General features: G+C 72.3%; 12 protein-coding genes. 7 read left to right on the top strand and 5 right to left on the bottom strand.

Annotation, left to right across the window (positions count from 1 at the left end; translation table 11 throughout):
* Nucleotides 1-40: 40 nt before the first annotated feature.
* From ABD714_RS11950 to ABD714_RS11940, 3 genes are read right to left on the bottom strand one after another with little or no spacing between them, the layout of a single operon-like run.
* Nucleotides 41-1,027 carry an NAD-dependent epimerase/dehydratase family protein gene (locus ABD714_RS11950; protein ID WP_344812581.1) on the bottom strand — a complete coding sequence of 329 codons (987 nt, stop codon included), beginning with the start codon at nt 1,025-1,027 and terminating at the stop codon, nt 41-43.
* Nucleotides 1,024-4,119, bottom strand: a complete 3,096-nt coding sequence (locus ABD714_RS11945) for an alpha/beta fold hydrolase (RefSeq protein WP_344812580.1) — start codon at nt 4,117-4,119, stop codon at nt 1,024-1,026. The genes ABD714_RS11950 and ABD714_RS11945 overlap by 4 nt, the downstream gene beginning before the upstream one ends.
* Nucleotides 4,116-5,141: a 3-oxoacyl-ACP synthase III gene (locus ABD714_RS11940; protein WP_344812579.1), complete on the bottom strand. Its 1,026-nt coding sequence runs from the start codon at nt 5,139-5,141 to the stop codon at nt 4,116-4,118. Before ABD714_RS11940 ends, ABD714_RS11945 begins: the two co-directional genes overlap by 4 nt.
* Before the next feature lie 120 nt (nt 5,142-5,261).
* On the opposite strand from ABD714_RS11940, the gene ABD714_RS11935 reads away from it, so the two are divergent.
* Both ABD714_RS11935 and ABD714_RS11930 read left to right on the top strand, forming a co-directional pair.
* The gene (locus ABD714_RS11935) at nt 5,262-7,208 is read left to right on the top strand and encodes a glycoside hydrolase family 15 protein (RefSeq protein ID WP_344812578.1); all 1,947 of its coding nucleotides are present in this window, start codon (nt 5,262-5,264) and stop codon (nt 7,206-7,208) included.
* Between the two features lie 43 nt (nt 7,209-7,251).
* The gene (locus tag ABD714_RS11930) at nt 7,252-8,502 is read left to right on the top strand and encodes a Gfo/Idh/MocA family protein (protein ID WP_344812577.1); all 1,251 of its coding nucleotides are present in this window, start codon (nt 7,252-7,254) and stop codon (nt 8,500-8,502) included.
* On the opposite strand, the gene ABD714_RS11925 is transcribed toward ABD714_RS11930, so the two are convergent.
* Nucleotides 8,418-9,695, bottom strand: a complete 1,278-nt coding sequence (locus ABD714_RS11925) for a CPBP family intramembrane glutamic endopeptidase (RefSeq protein WP_344812576.1) — start codon at nt 9,693-9,695, stop codon at nt 8,418-8,420. The two genes, ABD714_RS11930 and ABD714_RS11925, sit on opposite strands and share 85 nt — an antisense overlap.
* A 254-nt stretch (nt 9,696-9,949) precedes the next feature.
* Here ABD714_RS11925 and ABD714_RS11920 point away from each other — a divergent pair, with 254 nt between their 5' ends.
* From ABD714_RS11920 to ABD714_RS11905, 4 genes are all read left to right on the top strand, one after another.
* Complete coding sequence (locus ABD714_RS11920; RefSeq protein WP_344812575.1) at nt 9,950-11,548, top strand: MDR family MFS transporter; 1,599 nt, start codon at nt 9,950-9,952, stop codon at nt 11,546-11,548.
* 233 nt (nt 11,549-11,781) lie between these two features.
* The gene (locus ABD714_RS11915; RefSeq protein WP_344812574.1) at nt 11,782-12,366 is read left to right on the top strand and encodes a hypothetical protein; all 585 of its coding nucleotides are present in this window, start codon (nt 11,782-11,784) and stop codon (nt 12,364-12,366) included.
* A 107-nt stretch (nt 12,367-12,473) separates the two neighbouring features.
* A complete protein-coding gene (locus tag ABD714_RS11910; RefSeq protein ID WP_344812573.1) occupies nt 12,474-13,259 on the top strand; it encodes an SDR family oxidoreductase in 786 nt (261 codons plus the stop codon).
* A gap of 77 nt (nt 13,260-13,336) precedes the next feature.
* The gene (locus ABD714_RS11905; protein WP_344812572.1) at nt 13,337-13,984 is read left to right on the top strand and encodes a PepSY domain-containing protein; all 648 of its coding nucleotides are present in this window, start codon (nt 13,337-13,339) and stop codon (nt 13,982-13,984) included.
* 2 nt (nt 13,985-13,986) lie between these two features.
* Here the strand turns inward: ABD714_RS11905 and ABD714_RS11900 are convergent, their stop codons facing one another.
* Complete coding sequence (locus ABD714_RS11900) at nt 13,987-15,072, bottom strand: alpha/beta hydrolase family protein (protein ID WP_344812571.1); 1,086 nt, start codon at nt 15,070-15,072, stop codon at nt 13,987-13,989.
* A 236-nt stretch (nt 15,073-15,308) separates the two neighbouring features.
* On the opposite strand from ABD714_RS11900, the gene ABD714_RS11895 reads away from it, so the two are divergent.
* On the top strand, nt 15,309-17,828 hold the full coding sequence (locus ABD714_RS11895; protein ID WP_344812570.1) for a DEAD/DEAH box helicase: 2,520 nt from the start codon (nt 15,309-15,311) through the stop codon (nt 17,826-17,828).
* The last annotated feature ends 103 nt before the right edge of the window (nt 17,829-17,931 follow it).

Raw genomic sequence — 17,931 nt, 5'->3', positions numbered from 1 at the left:
TCTCGACCGGCCGGCCCGCCGCCGCCCGAGGGGCATTCTGTCAGGTGACCGACGCCGCCAGTCGGGCGAAGCCGGTGGCCAGGTCGACGGTCGGCCGCCAGCCGAGCAGACGCTGCGTCTCCCGCTGGTCGAACCAGTGCGCCGTGCTCAGCTGCTCGGCCAGGAAGCGCGTCATGGGTGGGTCGGTCTCGGCGGCCTGCCCGATCGCCAGGCGGACCGACCAGACCGCCTCGACCGCCGCCCCGGCCGCGGAGGCGACGACGGCGGGGACGTGCCGGGTCGGCGGCGGTGCGCCTCCCGCAGCGGCGATGGCGGAGATCAGCTCGCCGATCGGGCGGGGTTCGGCGTTGCTGACCACCAATGCGCGGCCGTGCACCTCGTCGACCCGGTCGACGGCGGCCACCAGGGCCTCCGCGGCGTTGTCCACGTACGTGGTGTCGACCAGGGCCGCCCCCGAGCCCAGGATCGGCAGGGTGCCCCGCCGGGCCCGGTCGACGATCCGGGCGACCAGCTGGGTGTCCCCGGGACCCCAGACCAGGTGCGGGCGGATGGCCAGCACCCGCAGCTCCGGGCTGTCGGCGGACAGGGCCAGGAGCTCGGCCATCGCCTTGCTGCGGGCGTAGTGACCCCGGGCCCGCTGCGGGTCGGCCGGCTCCGCGGCGGCGCCGACCAGGGACGATCCGGCGTGCGCCACCGACGGCGATGAGACGTGGACCAGGCGGGGCACGCCCAGATCACGGCAGGCCTGGACCAGGTGGTCGGTGCCGGTGACGTTGGTCTGCGAGAACTCCGACCAGCGGCCGCTGACGCCGACCTTGGCGGCGAGGTGGACGACGGCGTCGCAGCCGGCGACCGCCCGACGGACCACCGCGCGATCGGCCACGTCGCCCAGGGTCTCGGGCAGTCCCAGACCGGCGGGCCGCCGTTGCAGGAGCGCTACCTGGTCGCCGTGCTCGGCGAGCAAACGGGCGACGGCGCCACCGAGCAGGCTGCGGCCGCCGGTGACCAGGACCCGCCGACTGCTCACGGTCGTCGGTACCGTCCGCGCGACGCGCCGCCGGCCAGGACGTGCTCGGCCCAGCGGGCCACCCGGGCGCGGTCGATCTTGGAGGCGTGCCGGATGTCGACCGGCAACCGGTCGGTGACCAGGACCGCGGCCAGCGGCCGACCGCTCGCGGCGCGGACCTCGGCGGCCAACGAGGCCGACGCCAACGGGCCCGGGTGGTGGTCGTCGGCGACCAGCACCACCACTGTCTGCTGGGTGCCGGCCGGCCCGACCCCGACGGCCGACGCCAGGACCACGGCGGGGACCGACTCGACGCGCTGCTCGATCCCGACCGGGGTGACTGGACCGTCGGGACCGGTGATCACGTGCACCAGCCGACCCTCCACCCAGAGTCGGCCCTGCGCGTCCAGGTGGCCGACGTCGCCGGTCCGGTGCCAGCCAGCGGGGCTGGCACTCCGCCGCTGGGTGCTCCACAGACGGTCGTAGTGGTCCTTGACGTGGTCTCCGGCGACGCAGATCTCGCCGGTGACGCCGGCCTCGGACCGCAGCGAGCCGACCGGCGTGCCGGTGACGTCGAGCGGATCGACCGCGAGTCGTACGCCGGGCAGCGGTCGCCCGACGCAGACGCCCTCGGCCGCCGGGCCGGCGTCGGCCAGCGCCTGCTCGATCTCGGCCAGGGTGACGTCGGTCGTGGGCAGGGCCTCGGTCATGCCGTACGGGGTGTGCAGGACAGCACCGGGCAGCAGGGTCTGGATCTCCCGCAGCAGCGGCACCGGCACCGGGGCGCCCGCCGACAGCAGCGTCTGGACGCGACCGAGGTGGTCACGCTGTCCCGGGGTCAGGGCGTCGGCCGTGGCGGCGACGTTGCGCAGGGCCGCCGGGGAGGCGAACACGACGGTGGCCCGGACGGCGGCCACCGCCTCGGCCAGCGCGGTGGCCGTGAGGGTGGCCGGTTTGGTCGGGTCCATGTCCGGCACCGCCGCCGCCGCGCCGAGGGCGGGACCGTAGAGCGCGAACGGGGGGAAGGCGGCCACCAGCCGGGCGCCCGGCGCCAGGTCGGCTGCCGTGCGGACCAGATCGAGCTGGGCTCGGAGCTGGTGGTGGCGGTAGACGACCCCCTTGGCCGGTCCGGTGGCTCCGGAGGTGAAGAGGACGGCGGCCTCGGCGTCCGGCGATGGCGCCCGGTCCGGGAGACGGCTCGACTCCGGGGGGGCCGGCGGGGCCTGCGACTCCGGCGACTCCGCCGGTGAGGCCGGTGAGGTCGGTGAGGCCGGCGGGGTCAGTGAGCCGGCACCGTGAGTCGTGGTCGCGCCCTGCGCCTCCAGCTCGGCCAGCGAGTGGGACACACGCAGCCGGCGGCGCAGCACCGTCGGCAGCTCCCCGGCGACGACCCGAGCTCCCGGCACCCGGAGGGCGGCGGCCGCGAGCAGACCGGCCGGGATGGCGATGAGGTGGTCGGGATCGGCGCTGCGCAGGGCGCGGCCGAGGTTGCGCAACCCGAGGCCGGCGTCGGCGACCACGATGGCGGCCCCGACCCGCCAGCAGGCGTACACGGCCACGGTGAGCTCGATGCCAGGCCGCACCAGCAGGGCCACCCGCTGACCCGGTTGCACCCCGGCTCGGTCCAGCCCGGAGGCCAGGTGGGCGATCCGCCGCTCGAGGTCGGCGAAGCTGATCGGCGCTGCGGCGCCCGCACCCAGCTCGGCGATCGCGATCTCGTCGTCGGTGGACCGGGCGAGCAGACCCTCCCAGAGCGGGCGGTCCGTCGGCTTGCTCGGGTTGCTCGGGTCGGTCGGGTTGCTCGGGTCGGTCGGGTCGCTCGGGTCGGTCGGGTTGCTCGGGTCGGTCGGGTTGCTCGGGTCGGTCGGGCCTGTCGTGCGAGCGAGGGGCGCTCCGTCTCCGGCCGGACTCCAACCGTCGATGGACCCCAGCCAGGGGGCCACGGAGACGCCGATCCAGTCCCAGACGTCGGTCGCGGCCTGCGGAGCGTCCTCCGCCACCAGGTGCGAGGCGTGCGGGTAGAGCTGCACATCGGCCCGCGGGAGCCGCCGGCGGAGATCGTGCAGGTAGCGGATCGAGAACACCGGGTCCCGGGCCCCCCACACCAACAGGGCCGGCAGGTCCGCCAGCTCGGCGAGGCCGTCGACCACGCCGTCGAGGGCGGCTCGGCTCGGGTGATCCGACTCGAGCGGGATGTCGGCCACGAAGTCCCGGACGGCGGCGCGGCGTCCCGGCAGCGCGTACGGGCTGGCGAAGGCGTCGCGGACGGCTCGGGGCAGCGCCGGTCGGGAGAGGGCTGTGGTGGCCCGGACGAACGCCGGGGTCCGCGCGCAGACGGTCGCCAGCAACGGCCCGGACCGGGCGAGGGTGATCAGGCCGGGGGGTGCCGTGTCGGCGGGCAGGGTCACGCCGGTGTTGGTCAGGACCACGCCGGCGAGCAGCTCGCGGTGACGCTCGGCCCAACCCAACAGCACCGGTCCGCCCCAGTCGTGGGCCACGGCGACGACCGGGTCGGTGACACCCAGCGCCTCGGTCAGCCGGCCGAGGTCGTCGATCCGCTCGGCCAGGGTGCGCGGTCGGTCCAGCCGCTCCGACCAGCCCATCCCGAGCTGGTCGGGCGCGATCACCCGCCAGCCCGCTGGGGCGGCGGCGAGGAACCGGCGCCACAGGTACGACCAGGTCGGGTTGCCGTGCAGGCACAGCATGGTGCCGACCGGGGCAGGCCCGGGGCGGCGAGTTCCCCGTCCGTGGTGGGAAAATCCGGCTTCCTCGGCCGCGGGGCTGCGGCTTTCTCGTCCGTGGTCGGAAAATCCGGCTTCCTCGGCTGCGGGGCTGCGGCTTTCTCGTCCGTGGTCGGAAAACCCGGCTTCCTCGGCCGCGGGGCTGCTGCCCTCACGTCCGTGGTCGGAAAACCCGGCTTCCCCGGCTGCCCCGCCTTCCCCGGCTTCCCCAGCTGCCGACTCGGCGCCCGACCAGGCCGGGCGCTCCAGGTAGTGCCAGGTCCGCGGGATGCCGTCGGCGTCGGGCACGTCCAGGCGCCGCGACCAGGTCGGGTCGAGGCCGGGCAGGTCGCCCGCGGTCAGTGAAGCCAGGTCGAGGGGGTGCGACCTCACCAGACGATCTCGGCGAACGAGGTGTTCAACCCCGACCCGATGCCCAGCAGCAGGATCCGCTCGCCGGCCCGCATCCGATCAGTGTTCTTGGCCAGGGTGAACGGCACAGCTGCCGGTCCCATGTTGCCGTACGTCTCCACGGTGACCGGGAAGCGCTCGGGGTCGACGCCGAGGGCGCCCGCCATCGCGCGGAGGTGCACCGTCGAGGTCTGGTGGGCGACGAACCAGTCGATCTCGCCGTTCCAGTCGAACTCGTCCTGGGCGTCGGTCCAGGTGGCCATGGCCAGGGCGATCCCGTGCTCGAACAGCTTCTTGCTGTCGGTCCGCATCCGCTCCAGGTCCCCGACGCAGAGGTCGTGGTGCTCCGTGCCGGCCCGGCTCACCCCGCCCACCACGCGGTGGCCCTCGGGGTGGGCGTCGGCACGACCGAGCACCATGGCGGCCGAGCCGGACCCGAGGGTCAGGGTGGCGAACTGCGACTTGATGTCCTCGGCGGTGGCGCCGGGCTCGTTCAGCCGATCCAGGGTCACCTCCTGGGTGTGCCGGCACCCCTCCGCGTTCACGATCAGCGCGTAGTCGGCCTGCCCGGTGTCGATCATCATCCCGGCGAGCTGGATGCCGTTGACGAACCCGAGGCAGGCGTTCGCCAGGTCGAAGTTCAGGCAGCTGGTGGGCAGCCCCAGCTGGTGGTGCACGGCCACCGCCGTCGACGGCTCCAGGTGCTCCCGGGAGACCGAGGTGTTGATCATCACGCCGACCTGCTCGGGCTGGATGCCGGCCTCGGCCAGGGCCTTGGCGCCGGCCATCGCCGCGCCGTCGGCGAAGCTCACGTCCTCCGGCCACCATCGCCGCTCGCGGACCCCGGCGAGCTTGACCAGCATGCCGGGCAGCAGCCCGACCCGGTCGTACGCCGCGGCCAGCCGGTCGTCGAAGGCGCTCGACGGCACGACGATCGGCGCCTCGACCGCGCAGACCGACAGAACCGAGGTGTTGCTCAGTCGAAAGCTTGCGTTCCCGCTCATCTCGTCCTCCCCCGGTGCTACACCCCGGGTTTCTCGTGCGAATCGTGCAGCGCCTATCGTGACACGACCGTTCCAGTACCCCTCTTGCGTCCGGATTCACGCGGCGACGATGCTTCCCTCATGGCGAGCAGCAAGGCGATCGACCACCAGCACGCGAGTCCGTCCCGCCGTGCCCGGTCCGTCCCCATCGGAGACTACGGCTTCCTGAGCGACGGCGAGGTGTGCGCGCTGCTCGCACCGGGTGGCTCGATCGACTGGATGTGCGTCCCGCGGTTCGACTCCGGGAGCGTCTTCGGCCGGATGCTCGGCCCGCACGCGGGCTCGTTCCGGATCTCCCCGGTGGACGTGGAGGTGCCCGCCGACGTCCGCTACCTGCCCGGGACGATGATCATCGAGACCAGCTGGGGCACCGGCACCGGCTGGATCGTGGTCCGGGACACCCTGTTGATGGGTCCCTGGCGGCACGAGGAGACGCGTTCGAAGACGCACCGGCGGACCCCGAACGACTACGACGCCGAGCACATCCTGTTGCGCACCATCCGCTGCGTCTCCGGCGAGGTGCAGCTGGTGATGGACTGCGAGCCGGTCTTCGACTACGGCCGCCGCACGGCGGCCTGGACCTACACCGAGCACGGCTACCACCAGGGTCGGGCCACCGCCGAGGGGGTGGATCTGCCGATGACCCTGACCTCGGACCTGCGGTTGGGCTTCGAGGGCGGACAGGCCAGCGCGCGGACGCTGCTCAAGGAGGGCGACACCCGGTTCGTGGCGCTGTCCTGGGGCAGCAAGGAGCCGCCGCTGACCTACGCCGACGCGTACGCCCGGCAGGTCTGGACCGCCCACCACTGGCAGCACTGGCTGGCCCGCGGGACTTTCCCGGACCACCCGTGGCGCACGTACCTGCAGCGCAGCGCGCTCACGCTCAAGGGGCTGACGTACGCCCCGACCGGGGCGATCGCCGCGGCCGGGACGACCTCGCTGCCCGAGACGCCGGGCGGTGGGCGCAACTACGACTACCGCTACACCTGGATCCGCGATGCCACCTTCGCGCTGTGGGGGCTCTACTCGATCGGCTTCGACTGGGAGGCGCTGGACTTCTTCTCCTTCATCGCCGACGTCGCCGAGCGCGACGACCAGCTGCAGATCATGTACGGCATCGCCGGTGAGCGGGAGCTGACCGAGTACGAGCTCGACCACCTGGCCGGGTACGCGAACTCCCGTCCGGTCCGCGTCGGCAACGCGGCGTACGCGCAGCAGCAGCACGACGTCTGGGGCGCCCTGCTCGACTCGGTCTACCTGCACGCCAAGGCCGCCGACCACCTGGACGGCCGGATCTGGCCCATCCTGGACAAGCAGGTGAGTGAGGCGCTGAAGCACTGGCGCGAGCCCGACGCGGGCATCTGGGAGGTCCGCGGCGAGCTGAAGCACTTCACCTCGTCCAAGATCATGTGCTGGGTGGCGGCCGACCGGGGCGCCAAGCTGGCCCGGCTGAGCGGCGAGAACGCCAAGGCCGACGAGTGGGAGCTGGCGGCGGCGGAGATCAAGGAGGACATCCTCGCCCACGGGGTCGACGCCCGCGGCGTCTTCACCCAGTACTACGGCACCGACGCCCTGGACGCCTCCCTACTGCTGGCCCCGCTGCTGCGGTTCCTGCCGCCCGACGACCCACGGATCCGCGCCACCGTGCTGGCCATCGCCGACGAGCTCACCGTGCACGGTCTGGTGCTGCGCTACAAGGTGGAGGAGACCGACGACGGGTTCTCCGGCGAGGAGGGGTCGTTCACCATCTGCTCGTTCTGGCTGGTGTCGGCCCTGTGCGAGATCGGGGAGTACCACCGGGCCCGCAAGCTGTGCGCGAAGCTGCTCTCCTTCGCCGGGCCGCTCAACCTGTACGGCGAGGAGATCGACGTCCACACCGGGCAGCACCTGGGCAACTTCCCGCAGGCCTTCACCCACCTCGCGCTCATCAACGCCGTGCTGCACGTGATCCGCCTGGAGGCCAAGCACCGGACGAACGGGCACGTCAACGCCGAGGACCTGGGCGGTGAACCCGAGCCGGACGCGTGAGGGCTGCTGACAAGGACCTTACTTTGTCATAACATCACGACCTATGACGGAGTCGTTGGGTGTCGCTCACCCGGGTGTGGGTCTCATCAGCGTGGGGTGGATGGGCAAGCTCCACACCAGGGCCTACCAGGCGGTGCCGCTGACCTACCCCGAGCTGGGCATCGCCCCGCGGCTGGTCGCCGCGGCCGACACCGAACCGAGCCGAGCGCAGTACGCCGTCGACGTGCTGGGCTACGCGACCGGCACCACCGACTACCGGGAGGTGCTCGCGAACCCCGAGGTCGATGTGGTCTCGATCTGCGCCCCCAACTTCCTGCACGCCGAGATGGGCGTGGCGGCGGCGGAGGCGGGCAAGCACTTCTGGATCGAGAAGCCCGTCGGGCGGGGACTGGACGAGGCGCGGGATGTGGCCCGGGCCGCCGACGCGGCCGGGGTCGTCACCACCGTCGGCTTCAACTACCGGCACGCGCCCGCCGTCGAGCACATCCGCGAGCTGGTGGCGAACGGGCGGCTCGGCCGGATCACCAACGTCCGGTGCGTGTTCTTCGCCGGCTACTCCGCCGACCCGCGGGGTGCCCTGTCCTGGCGGTTCCAGCGGGCGTACGCCGGCAGCGGGGTGCTGGGCGACCTCGGCAGTCACGCCGTGGACCTGTGCACCTACCTGGTCGGGCCGGTCAGCGACGTGACCGCCCTGACCTCGACCGTGCACACCCGACGCCCGATCCTGCCGATGGGGTCCGGCACGCACTTCGCCGTCCTCGAGGGCGGCGAGCAGGGCGACGTGGAGAACGAGGACTACGTGGCCTCGCTGCTCCGCTTCGGCGGGAGCGGCCCGGGCGCGGGCGCGGTCGGCACCCTCGAGTCCTCGCGCGTCGCGGTGGGTCCCGACTGCCGCTACGGCATCGAGATCTACGGCACCGAGGGGTCGGTGTCCTGGGACTTCGAGCGGCTGAACGAGCTGAAGGTGTTCAGCGGCCGGGGCGCGTCCGAGCTCGGCTACGTGACGGTCAACGCCAACCCCACGTACGGCGACTTCGGCCGGTTCCAGCCCGGCGCCGGCTGCTCGATGGGCTTCGACGACCTGAAGACGATCGAGGCCAAGAAGTTCCTCGCTGCGGTCGCCGGGACCGCACACGACAACTCCACCATCGCCGACGCCGTGGCCTCCGCGGCGTTCGTCAGCGCCGCGGAGGAGTCGGCCGCCTCGGGTCAGTGGGTGGCGTTGCCCTCGGTCCCGGGCAGCACCGCGGCCGGCTCGCCGGGCGCCGCCGGCGATCCGGCCCCGGTCGGCTGAGAGGTCCGCTGGACCTTCCAGCGCCGGGCCAGCAGCGAGAGCAGCAGGGTGACGACCAGCAGCACCGCCATCGGCACCAGCATGAACGGCCCACCGGTGCCGGCGCTGCGGTCGAGGTTGATCTCCTGGCCGGCCAGGATGACGATCCCGAAGGCCATCATGTTGTTGACCGCGTGCACGACGACGGCGGCCTCCAGGCCGCCGGTCCGCCAGACCAGCAGCGACATGGCGGCCCCGAAGACGAAGTAGTAGACGTTCAGCCACGGGTCGCCCGCGCCGTGCGCGGCCATGAAGACCAGCGACGGCACGATCGTCGCGATGATCAGCCCGGGCACCGGCGAGGCGACCCAGCTGCCGGCGGACCGCATGATCAGCCCACGGGCGCCGTACTCCTCACCGGCCGCCTGGAGCGGGGTGGTGAGCAGCATGATGATCAGCAGCGCGATGCTCTCGCCGGTGAAGCTCCCCGGCCCGGTGATGCCTGAGGTCTGCGGGAACGCGATCGCCGAGACCCCCATGTAGACCAGCCACAGCGGGACGACGACCGCGGCGCTGCGACCCAGCAGCCGCCAGCGGAAGACCCCGGCCACCGAGTGCAGCCAGCGCTTCGGCTGACCCCAGATCCACCACTGCAGCAGCATGGCCAGCGGGATGGACAACGCGTTGCCGACGTTGGTGGCCAGGAAGATCGCCGGCGTGAACTCCACCGCGCCGGTGCTGTAGGACTCCCAGGTGGAGCGACCGGTGAGGACGTCGAAGGCGATCGCCCCGACCCCGACCACGGTGTTGATGATCAGGTAGCCGAGGACGAAGCCGACGATCGCCAGCACGCCCTTCCACCAGGCGTTGCGGGGCGTCCGCAGGAACCGGTGGTACTCGGTGCCGGGGGCCGGCAGCGGGTCCTTCCAGACCGGGGGACCCAGGGGCCCCCAGACCTGCGGAGCGCCGGGCGGGACCTGCCCGGCCGGGTAGCCCGGCGGGGGCTGCTGTCCGGCGGGGGGCTGCTGTCCGACCGGGAGCTGTCCGGCCGGAGCGTACGGGGCCGGCGGCGCGTACGGGTCGTAGGGCTGAGCGCCGTACGGTCCCGGCGCCGGGAATGAGTCCGGTCCGCCGGTCGTTGGCCCGTAGGTCGGCTGGTTCGGCGGCGGGCCGTGGTCCGGCCCGGACGAGGAAACGGGGTGCTGTTCGGTCATGTCTCTGCCATCGTGTGGGGTGCGACTGCTCCGGTCGGGTCGACCCGGGGCCACCGTCCGGCGGCTCGGGAAGGCGTTCCAGGCTACCCGGGCCGATGAGTCCGATCCGGCGGCGTAGTCCCAGGTGACGGACGCGACCACCACCCGCGGGCCTGCCCCGTGCAGACCGACCGACGCACCGCGGGCCGACACCGAGACCCCGCGCAGAGACAACGAGACACCGCGCAGAGACACCGAGACACAGGAGCACCACCATGACGACGACCGACGTCGCTGACGCCCAGCTGCGCAGCCGTGACCGCAAGGTCATCGCCACGCTGCTGATCGCGACCTTCGTGGTGATCTTGAACGAGACGATCATGGGTGTCGCGCTGCCGGTGCTGATGGTCGATCTCGATCTCTCCGCGGGCACCGTGCAGTGGCTCACCACGGCCTTCATGCTGACCATGGCGGTCGTCATCCCGACCACCGGGTTCCTGCTGCAGCGGTTCTCCACCCGTACGGTCTACGGCGCCGCCCTCGGCCTGTTCAGTGCCGGGACCCTGCTGGCCGGCGTCGCGCCCGGCTTCTGGGTGCTGCTGCTCGGCCGGATCATCCAGGCGTCGGGCACCGCCATCATGCTGCCGCTGCTGATGACCACGATCCTGACCCTGGTGCCGATCCACCGGCGGGGCGTGGTGATGGGCAACGTCAGCATCGCCATCTCGGTGGCGCCGGCGATCGGCCCGACGCTGTCCGGCCTGATCCTGCAGTTCCTCCCCTGGCGCTTCATGTTCCTGCTGGTGCTGCCGATCGCCCTGGCGGCGCTCGCGTACGGGCTCAAGGGTCTGGTGAACGTCAACGCCGACGGCGACCAGCCGCTCGACGTCGTCTCCGTGCTGCTGTCGGTCCCGGGCTTCGGCGGCATCGTCTTCGGTCTGAGCCGGTTGGGCGAATCCAGCGGTTCGGCTGCCTGGGTCGCTCCGGTGTCGCTGGTCGTCGGCGTCGTCTGCCTGGTGCTGTTCGTGGTCCGCCAGCGGGCCCTGGTCGCCGGCAAGGGTCCGCTGCTGGACCTGCGGGCCTTCAGCTTCACGATGTTCCGTCGCGGGGTGGCCCTGCTCTGCATCGCCGCCGTCGCCCTCTTCGGGGCGATCATCCTGCTGCCCATCTACTTCCAGAACGTCCGGGGACTCAACACCCTGCAGACGGGGATGCTGCTGCTGCCCGGCGGTCTGCTGATGGGGCTGCTCGGCCCGGTGGTCGGTCGGCTGTTCGACAAGTACGGTCCGCGCTGGCTGTCGGCCTCCGGATCCGCGCTCCTGGTGCTGACCATGCTGGCCCTCACCCAGGTGGGGCCGACGACGCCCATCCCGCTGCTGCTCGGCATCCACCTGACCCTGTCGACCGGGCTGGCCTTCCTGTTCACTCCCGCCTTCACGACCGCGCTCAACCCGCTGCCGCCGAGTCTCTACTCCCACGGCAGCGCGATCCTGTCCACCCTGCAGCAGGTGGCCGGCGCTGCGGGTGTCGCCCTCCTGGTCACCGTGGTGACCCTGCGGGCACAGACGGCGGCCACGACCGGGGCCGACGACATCGCCGCCGAGGTGGCCGGTCTGCACCTGGCCTTCCTGGTGGCAGCCGTCATCGGGGTGGTAGCGGTCGCGCTGGCCCTGACGCTGCGCAAGACCGAGGCGGTGGCCCCCGGTCACGGCCCGCACGGCGAGCCCACCGGCGCCGAGCCCGCCCGGACGGAGTCGACCGACGCCGAGCTGCGCAACGCCGACCCGAGCAGCGCTGAGCCGAACAACGCCGAGCCGAGCAGCGCTGAGCCGAGCAACGACGAGATCGCCGTGGCGGAGGCCGACCGGCGCTGACCTCGGCGTCCCTGCACGCCCTGGGCGGTCCCTGCACCCTCTGGCGGTTCCTGCACCCTCGGGCGGTTCCTGCACCCTCGGGCGGTTCCTGCACCCTCTGGCAGCCGTTGCACCGGCTGCCGGCGGTGCAGCCGCGGCCATCGGGTGCAGCCACGCGCGAGGGGTGCGGCTGCGCTCAGAAGGTGCAGCCGCGGGGCGGAGGTCTGTCGGAGGTCTCTGTCAGAATCACTCACATGTACGAATACGCCTCCGGTGACACCGCCCGCCGACCCTCGAGTGGCCACGACCACGACGGCGCCGTGGCCCTCGACAGAACACCCGTGCGGCGGCCCGACGAGGAGGCCGTGCTGCTCGACGTGGCCGCGCACTTCGCGGCCGAGCACGGGGTGCCGGGCCCGGGCGCGCTGATCGACCGCTCGGCGTCGTTGCGCGCTGCTGCCCGCCGGTGGCCGCTGCTGCAGGACGAGCGGCGGGACGAGGCGGCCGTGGCCGAGGTGGTCGAGCTGCTCCGCGACGCGGTCGACGCCCGGGATCGCTTCCCGCGGCTGTGGGCGGCGGCCACCGAGCGTGGCGCCGTGGGCGGCCGGGAGCTGCGGCAGCTGGTGCGCCAGCACCGCGACAAGCTCCGCGTCGAGAGCCTGCGCATCGACGCCGACCAGGCCGCCGTGCTGGAGTCCGAGCCGGATCTGTGGCACGCCGTGTTCCGGGCCAGCCGGTTCCTCGGCCGCCTGCACGGTGACGGTCTGACCGACCAGCAGATCCTCGCCCTGCTCGACGAGCACGTACCGGATCCGGTGGTCGGCCTGCTGGCCGGCTGAGCCGTCGCCCGGCCACCCGCGGGCCGACAGGCCCGAGGTGCGGGGGGAGCGGTCCCGACGGGGACACCCCTGACGGGCCGCCGGCCGCAACGACTAGCGTTTCGCCCGTGACTGACGCAGAGCAGAGTGCTTCCGACGCCGCCTCGGCCGGGCGGCGGGTGGCCATCGTGACCGGTGGCGGCTCCGGCATCGGGGCCGCCTCCGCGGTCGCCCTGGCCCGGGAGGGGTGGACGGTGGTGGTCGCCGGCCGGCGGGTGGAGCCGTTGACGGCTCTGGTCGCCGAGCACCCCGAGCTCTCGATGGACTGCGGCGTGGCCGACGTGACCGACCCGACCTCGGTGCACAACCTCTTCGCCCGGGCCGTCAACAAGTACGGCCGGGTCGACCTGCTCTTCAACAACGCGGGCCGGGGCGCGTGGTCGGCCGAGATCGACGAGCTGGACGTCAAGGAGTGGAAGGCGGTCGTCGACGTCAACCTGACCGGGGCCTTCCTGTGCACCAAGGAGGCGTTCCGGGTGATGCGGCGCCAGGACCCGCCGGGCGGTCGCATCATCAACAACGGGTCGATCTCCGCCCACGTCCCCCGGCCGCTGTCGGTGGCGTACACCGCGACCAAGCACGCCATCACCGGTCTGACCAAGTCGACAGCGCTGGACGGCCGTCGCCACGGGATCGCGTGCGGTCAGATCGACATCGGCAACGCCGCCACCGACCTGACCAAGGACATGGCCTCGGGGATCCTGCAGGCCGACTTCTCCACCGGTGTCGAGCCCCGGATGGACGTCGAGGACGTGGCCCGGGCCGTCGTCTACATGGCGAGCCTGCCGCCGGAGGCGAACGTGCTGACCATGACGGTGATGGCCACCACGATGCCGTACGTGGGTCGCGGCTGAGACCGACCAGACCCTGGTGCTCGCTGGGTAGGGTGTCCTGACTCGCCTGCCCCGGCCTCAGGAGCCTCGTGTCCGTCATGCCCCTCGCACCTCGGTCGACCCGCCGCACCGCCGGTCTGGTCGCCGGACTGGCTGCCCTCGTCCTCCCGCTCACGGCCTGTGGCAGCGACGACGCGGCGACCACCCCCGCCCCGACCGACATCTCCATCGCTCCACCCACCTCGACCCCAGCCGGCTCGGCGCCGGCTGACCCGGCGAGCCCGACGGCTTCCGAAGCGCCGACCGACGCCGCGACGTCGAAGCGACCGTCCGCCAACGGCGGTCTGGACGCCCTCGGCGCGGCGAAGGCGGCCGAGACCGGGCTGGCCGACAGCACAGTCGTCGAGCTGTCCAAGGACGACGACAGCGGCTCCTCGTGGGAGGTCCTGGTGCGCGTCGGTGGCGGCGGTCGCGAGCTGCAGGTCGACCAGGACGGGGAGATCACCGGCAACCAGGCCGAGTCGCTGTCGGCGGTCCAGCGCGGGAACCTGCCCGACGTCACCGTCGCCGACGCCGTCAGGGCGGCCGAGCAGCGGGTGTCGGGCGGCGAGGTCACCGACGCCGAGCTCACCCGGGAGAACCAGCGGACCGTCTGGGACGTCTCCGTCGAGGTGGCCGGTGGCGACGACTACGAGCTGTGGATCGACGCGTCGTCCGGCAAGGTCGTGCGCTCCGAGCGCGACTGACCTCAGTCCAGGTGCTCGTCGAAGAAGTCGGTGGTGCGCTCGATGGCCCGTTGCCAGGTGGCGCCCTCGAAGGTGTGCCCGGCGCCGGAGTAGCGGTGGAAGGTGACGTCCTTGCCCTTCTTCTCCAAGGTCTCGACGATGTCGGCCGACCAGGAGATCGGGCAGGTGTCGTCGGCGGTGCCGTGGTGCACCATCAGCGGGTCGTCGACCCGGTCGAAGTACGTCTTCGGTGAGGCCGCCTTCCAGAACGCGGGACTGTCCTCGGGCAGCCCGTAGGTGCGCTCGATCTTCCGGTTGACCGAGCGGCGGTCGTCACTGGCCCGGTAGAACTGCTTCCAGTTCTGCGCGGCCAGTGAGCTCGTCGAGGCGTAGATGACGGCGGCGTCGACCAGGTTCGGCTGGGCCACCAGCGCGTTCAGGGTCACGTTGCCGCCCATCGACCGCCCGAGCCAGCCGACGCGGTCGCCGTCGAGGAAGTCGAGCTTCGAGCGCTTCACCGCGTAGACCGCGTTGATCGTGTCGACGGCGTACGGCAGCCGCAGCTCGTAGTCCACGTCCGGGTCGTCGTCGCCGGAGGCGTGCCCGCGGTAGTCGGTGTGGAACACGACGTACCCCTGACGGGCCAGGTAGTCGTGCTCGCGCGGCATCCCCTGGCCGGGGAAGTAGGTGTCCGGGTTGATGTAGCCGTGGTTGAGGACCAGCACCGGGAAGGGTCCCTTGCCGTCGGGCACCAGCATCACGCCGGAGACGGTGAGCTTCTCGCTGCGGTAGGTGACGATCCGGGTCGTGTAGTCGTCGGTCCGGTTGATCACGCGGCCGAGCTTCAGCTTGTCGCCGTTGTAGTCCTTCTCGATCAGCGCCCGCACCGAGATCGGGTCCGGCTTCTCGCTCGGGGTCGGGGACGGTGTGGTGGGCCGGGGCGACGGCGTGGTCCGGACGCTCGGACTCGTCGCAGCCGTGGGCGGGGCGGCGGAGCTGGCCGGCGGTGCCGTCGGCGAGGTCGCCGCCGTCGGGGTCCGTTCCTCGGTGCAGCCGGCCACCAGGGCCAGCAGGCCGGTGGTCACGACCAGGGCGATCGACCGTCTCATGGACCGAGTATTCCTGCTCGCCGGCACGGCCGGTGTCGGGAGCCGGGGTCGGAGCTCGAGCGCGAGGCCAGGTGTCGGGTCGCCCTGGACCGGAGGGGGAATGCCCCGGATGCCGGGTGCCAACGCCGCCGGGTTGGGCTGTCGGGCCTCCGGCGGCCGTGAGACCGTCGTTCGGGTCAACCGGAGCCCGGCACCCGTTTGTGTCCGGTCGGGTTCCACGGGACGATCGACGGATCATGCCCCTCCTGGATCCCGCCGCCGTCTCGCCCGAACCCGATGCTCTGTACGAGGCGTTCACCGGGTGGGCGGAGGGGCGCGGCCTGACCCCGTACCCGGCGCAGGCCGACGCGCTGCTGGAGCTGGTCACCGGCAGCAACGTGATCCTGGCGACGCCGACCGGCTCGGGCAAGAGCCTGGTCGCCACCGGGTTGGAGTACGCCACCGCCGCCCAAGGCGGCCGCACCTTCTACACCGCGCCGATCAAGGCGCTGGTCAGCGAGAAGTTCTTCACCGCCACCGAGATCTTCGGTCCCGAGCGGGTCGGGATGATGACCGGCGACGCCTCGGTGAACGCGGACGCCGACATCATCTGCTGCACCGCGGAGGTGCTGGCCAACCTGGCCCTGCGCCAGGGTCCCGGGCAGGGGATCGCCAGCGTGGTGATGGACGAGTTCCACTTCTACGCCGACCCGGACCGTGGTTGGGCCTGGCAGGTTCCGCTGCTGGAGCTCCGCGACGCCCAGTTCCTGCTGATGTCGGCCACCCTCGGCGACGTCACCCGGTTCGAGCACGACCTGACCCGTCGGACGGGCCGGCCGACCGCGGTGATCGCGTCGGCCGAGCGCCCCGTGCCACTGCACTACGAGTGGGTGACCACCCCGGTGCACGAGACGATCGAAGAGCGGCTCGCCACCCACCAGGCGCCGATCTACGTCGTGCACTTCAGCCGGGCCGCGGCCATCGAGCAGGCCCAGGCGCTGAACAGCCTGCGGGTCTGCACCCGCGAGGAGAAGGACCAGATCGCCGACCTGATCGGCGGCTTCCGGTTCGCCGCCGGGTTCGGCAAGGTGCTGTCCCGGCTGGTCCGCAACGGGATCGGCGTCCACCACGCCGGGATGCTGCCCAAGTACCGCCGACTGGTCGAGCTGCTGGCCCAGGCCGGTCTGCTCAAGATCATCTGCGGCACCGACACCCTGGGGGTGGGCATCAACGTGCCGATCCGCACCGTGCTGTTCACCGCGCTGAGCAAGTACGACGGGGTCAAGCCGCGGCTGCTGACCGCGCGGGAGTTCCACCAGATCGCGGGCCGGGCCGGACGGGCCGGCTACGACGCCGCGGGCACCGTGCTGGTCCAGGCCCCCGACCACGTGGTGGCCAATCTCAAGGCCCTGGCCAAGGCGGGCGACGACCCGAAGAAGCGGCGCAAGGTGGTCCGCAAGAAGCCGCCGGAAGGCACCGTGGGGTATGGCGAGCCGACGTACGAGCGGCTGGTCGGGGCCCCGCCGGAGCCCTTGGAGTCGAGCTTCGCGGTGACCCACGCCATGATCATCAACGTCATCTCCCGGCCGGGGAACTGCTGGACCTCGATGAGCGAGCTGCTGACCGACAACGACGAAGCGCCGCGGCGGCGCCGGAAGCACGTGCACGATGCGCTGCGGATCTACCGCGGGCTGCTGGACACCGGGGTGGTGGAGCGGCTGGACCAGCCCGACGACCACGGACGGCTGGCCCGGCTGACCGTCGACCTGCAGGCCGACTTCGCCCTCAACCAGCCGCTGTCACCGTTCGCCCTGGCCGCCGTCGACCTGCTGGACATCGAGTCACCGGAGTACCCGCTGGACGCGCTGTCGGTGATCGAGTCGATCCTGGAGAACCCCCGCCCGGTCCTCTCGGCGCAGCGGTCCAAGGCCCGCGGCGAGGCGGTCGAGGGGATGAAGCGGGAGGGGCTGGAGTACGAGGAGCGGATGGAGCTGCTCGAGGACGTCACCTACCCCCGCCCCCTGGCGGACCTGCTCGAGGTGGGCTACCGGGCGTACGCGACGAGCCATCCCTGGGTGCTGGACCACGCCCTGGAGCCGAAGTCGGTCGCTCGGGACCTGTTCGAGCGGTCGATGACCTTCACCGAGTACGTGGCGTTCTACGGTCTCGCGCGGGCGGAGGGCCTGGTGCTGCGCTATCTGGCCGACGCGTACAAGGCGCTGCGGCAGACCGTGCCGGAGACCAAGCGGACCGAGGGGCTGGAGGACCTGATCGCCTGGCTCGGCGAGCTGGTGCGGCAGACCGACTCCAGCCTGCTGGACGAGTGGGAGAAGCTGCGCAGTCCCGACGCCGACCCGGAGGCCGAGCTCGTCGCCGAGGCCGATCGACGGCCTCCCGCTGTCACCAGCAACCTCCGAGCCTTCACCGTGCTGGTCCGCAACGCGCTCTTCCGTCGGGTGGAGCTGATCGCCCGCCGCCGCTGGTGGGAGCTCGGCGAGCTGGACGGCGACCAGGGCTGGGGCGCCGGGGAGTGGGAGTCCGCGCTGGCGGACTACTTCACCGAGCACGCCCAGGTCCAGGTCGGCGCGAACGCGCGTGGACCGGCGCTGCTGATCATCGAGCGGCTCCCCACCTCCTGGCGGGTGCGTCAGATCCTCGACGACCCCGAGGGTGACCACGACTACTCGCTCACCGCCGAGGTCGACCTGGCGACCAGCGACGAAGCCGGAGAGGCCGTCATCACGATCACCGGAGCAGGCCGGACCGCCGCCTGGTAGTCAGACCGGTCCGGGACACAGCTGTCGGCCCGGCCGCGTTCGTCACGATCCTGCTGCTGACGTCCGTGGTCGGAGAACCCGGCACCGGATGGTGCCGGGCGGG

This window comes from Microlunatus aurantiacus, assembly GCF_039536605.1.
Lineage (GTDB): Bacteria > Actinomycetota > Actinomycetes > Propionibacteriales > Propionibacteriaceae > Microlunatus > Microlunatus aurantiacus.
This window is presented reverse-complemented; position numbering and strand designations above follow the sequence as displayed.

Excerpts from the sequence above, each read along its gene's own strand:
- ABD714_RS11900 (WP_344812571.1), bottom strand. The coding sequence starts at position 15,072 with ATGAGACGGTCGATCGCCCTGGTCGTGACCACCGGCCTGCTGGCCCTG.
- ABD714_RS11935 (WP_344812578.1), top strand. The coding sequence starts at position 5,262 with ATGGCGAGCAGCAAGGCGATCGACCACCAGCACGCGAGTCCGTCCCGC.
- ABD714_RS11920 (WP_344812575.1), top strand. The coding sequence starts at position 9,950 with ATGACGACGACCGACGTCGCTGACGCCCAGCTGCGCAGCCGTGACCGC.
- ABD714_RS11895 (WP_344812570.1), top strand. The coding sequence starts at position 15,309 with ATGCCCCTCCTGGATCCCGCCGCCGTCTCGCCCGAACCCGATGCTCTG.
- ABD714_RS11930 (WP_344812577.1), top strand. The coding sequence starts at position 7,252 with ATGACGGAGTCGTTGGGTGTCGCTCACCCGGGTGTGGGTCTCATCAGC.
- ABD714_RS11940 (WP_344812579.1), bottom strand. The coding sequence starts at position 5,141 with ATGAGCGGGAACGCAAGCTTTCGACTGAGCAACACCTCGGTTCTGTCG.
- ABD714_RS11925 (WP_344812576.1), bottom strand. The coding sequence starts at position 9,695 with ATGACCGAACAGCACCCCGTTTCCTCGTCCGGGCCGGACCACGGCCCG.
- ABD714_RS11915 (WP_344812574.1), top strand. The coding sequence starts at position 11,782 with ATGTACGAATACGCCTCCGGTGACACCGCCCGCCGACCCTCGAGTGGC.
- ABD714_RS11905 (WP_344812572.1), top strand. The coding sequence starts at position 13,337 with ATGCCCCTCGCACCTCGGTCGACCCGCCGCACCGCCGGTCTGGTCGCC.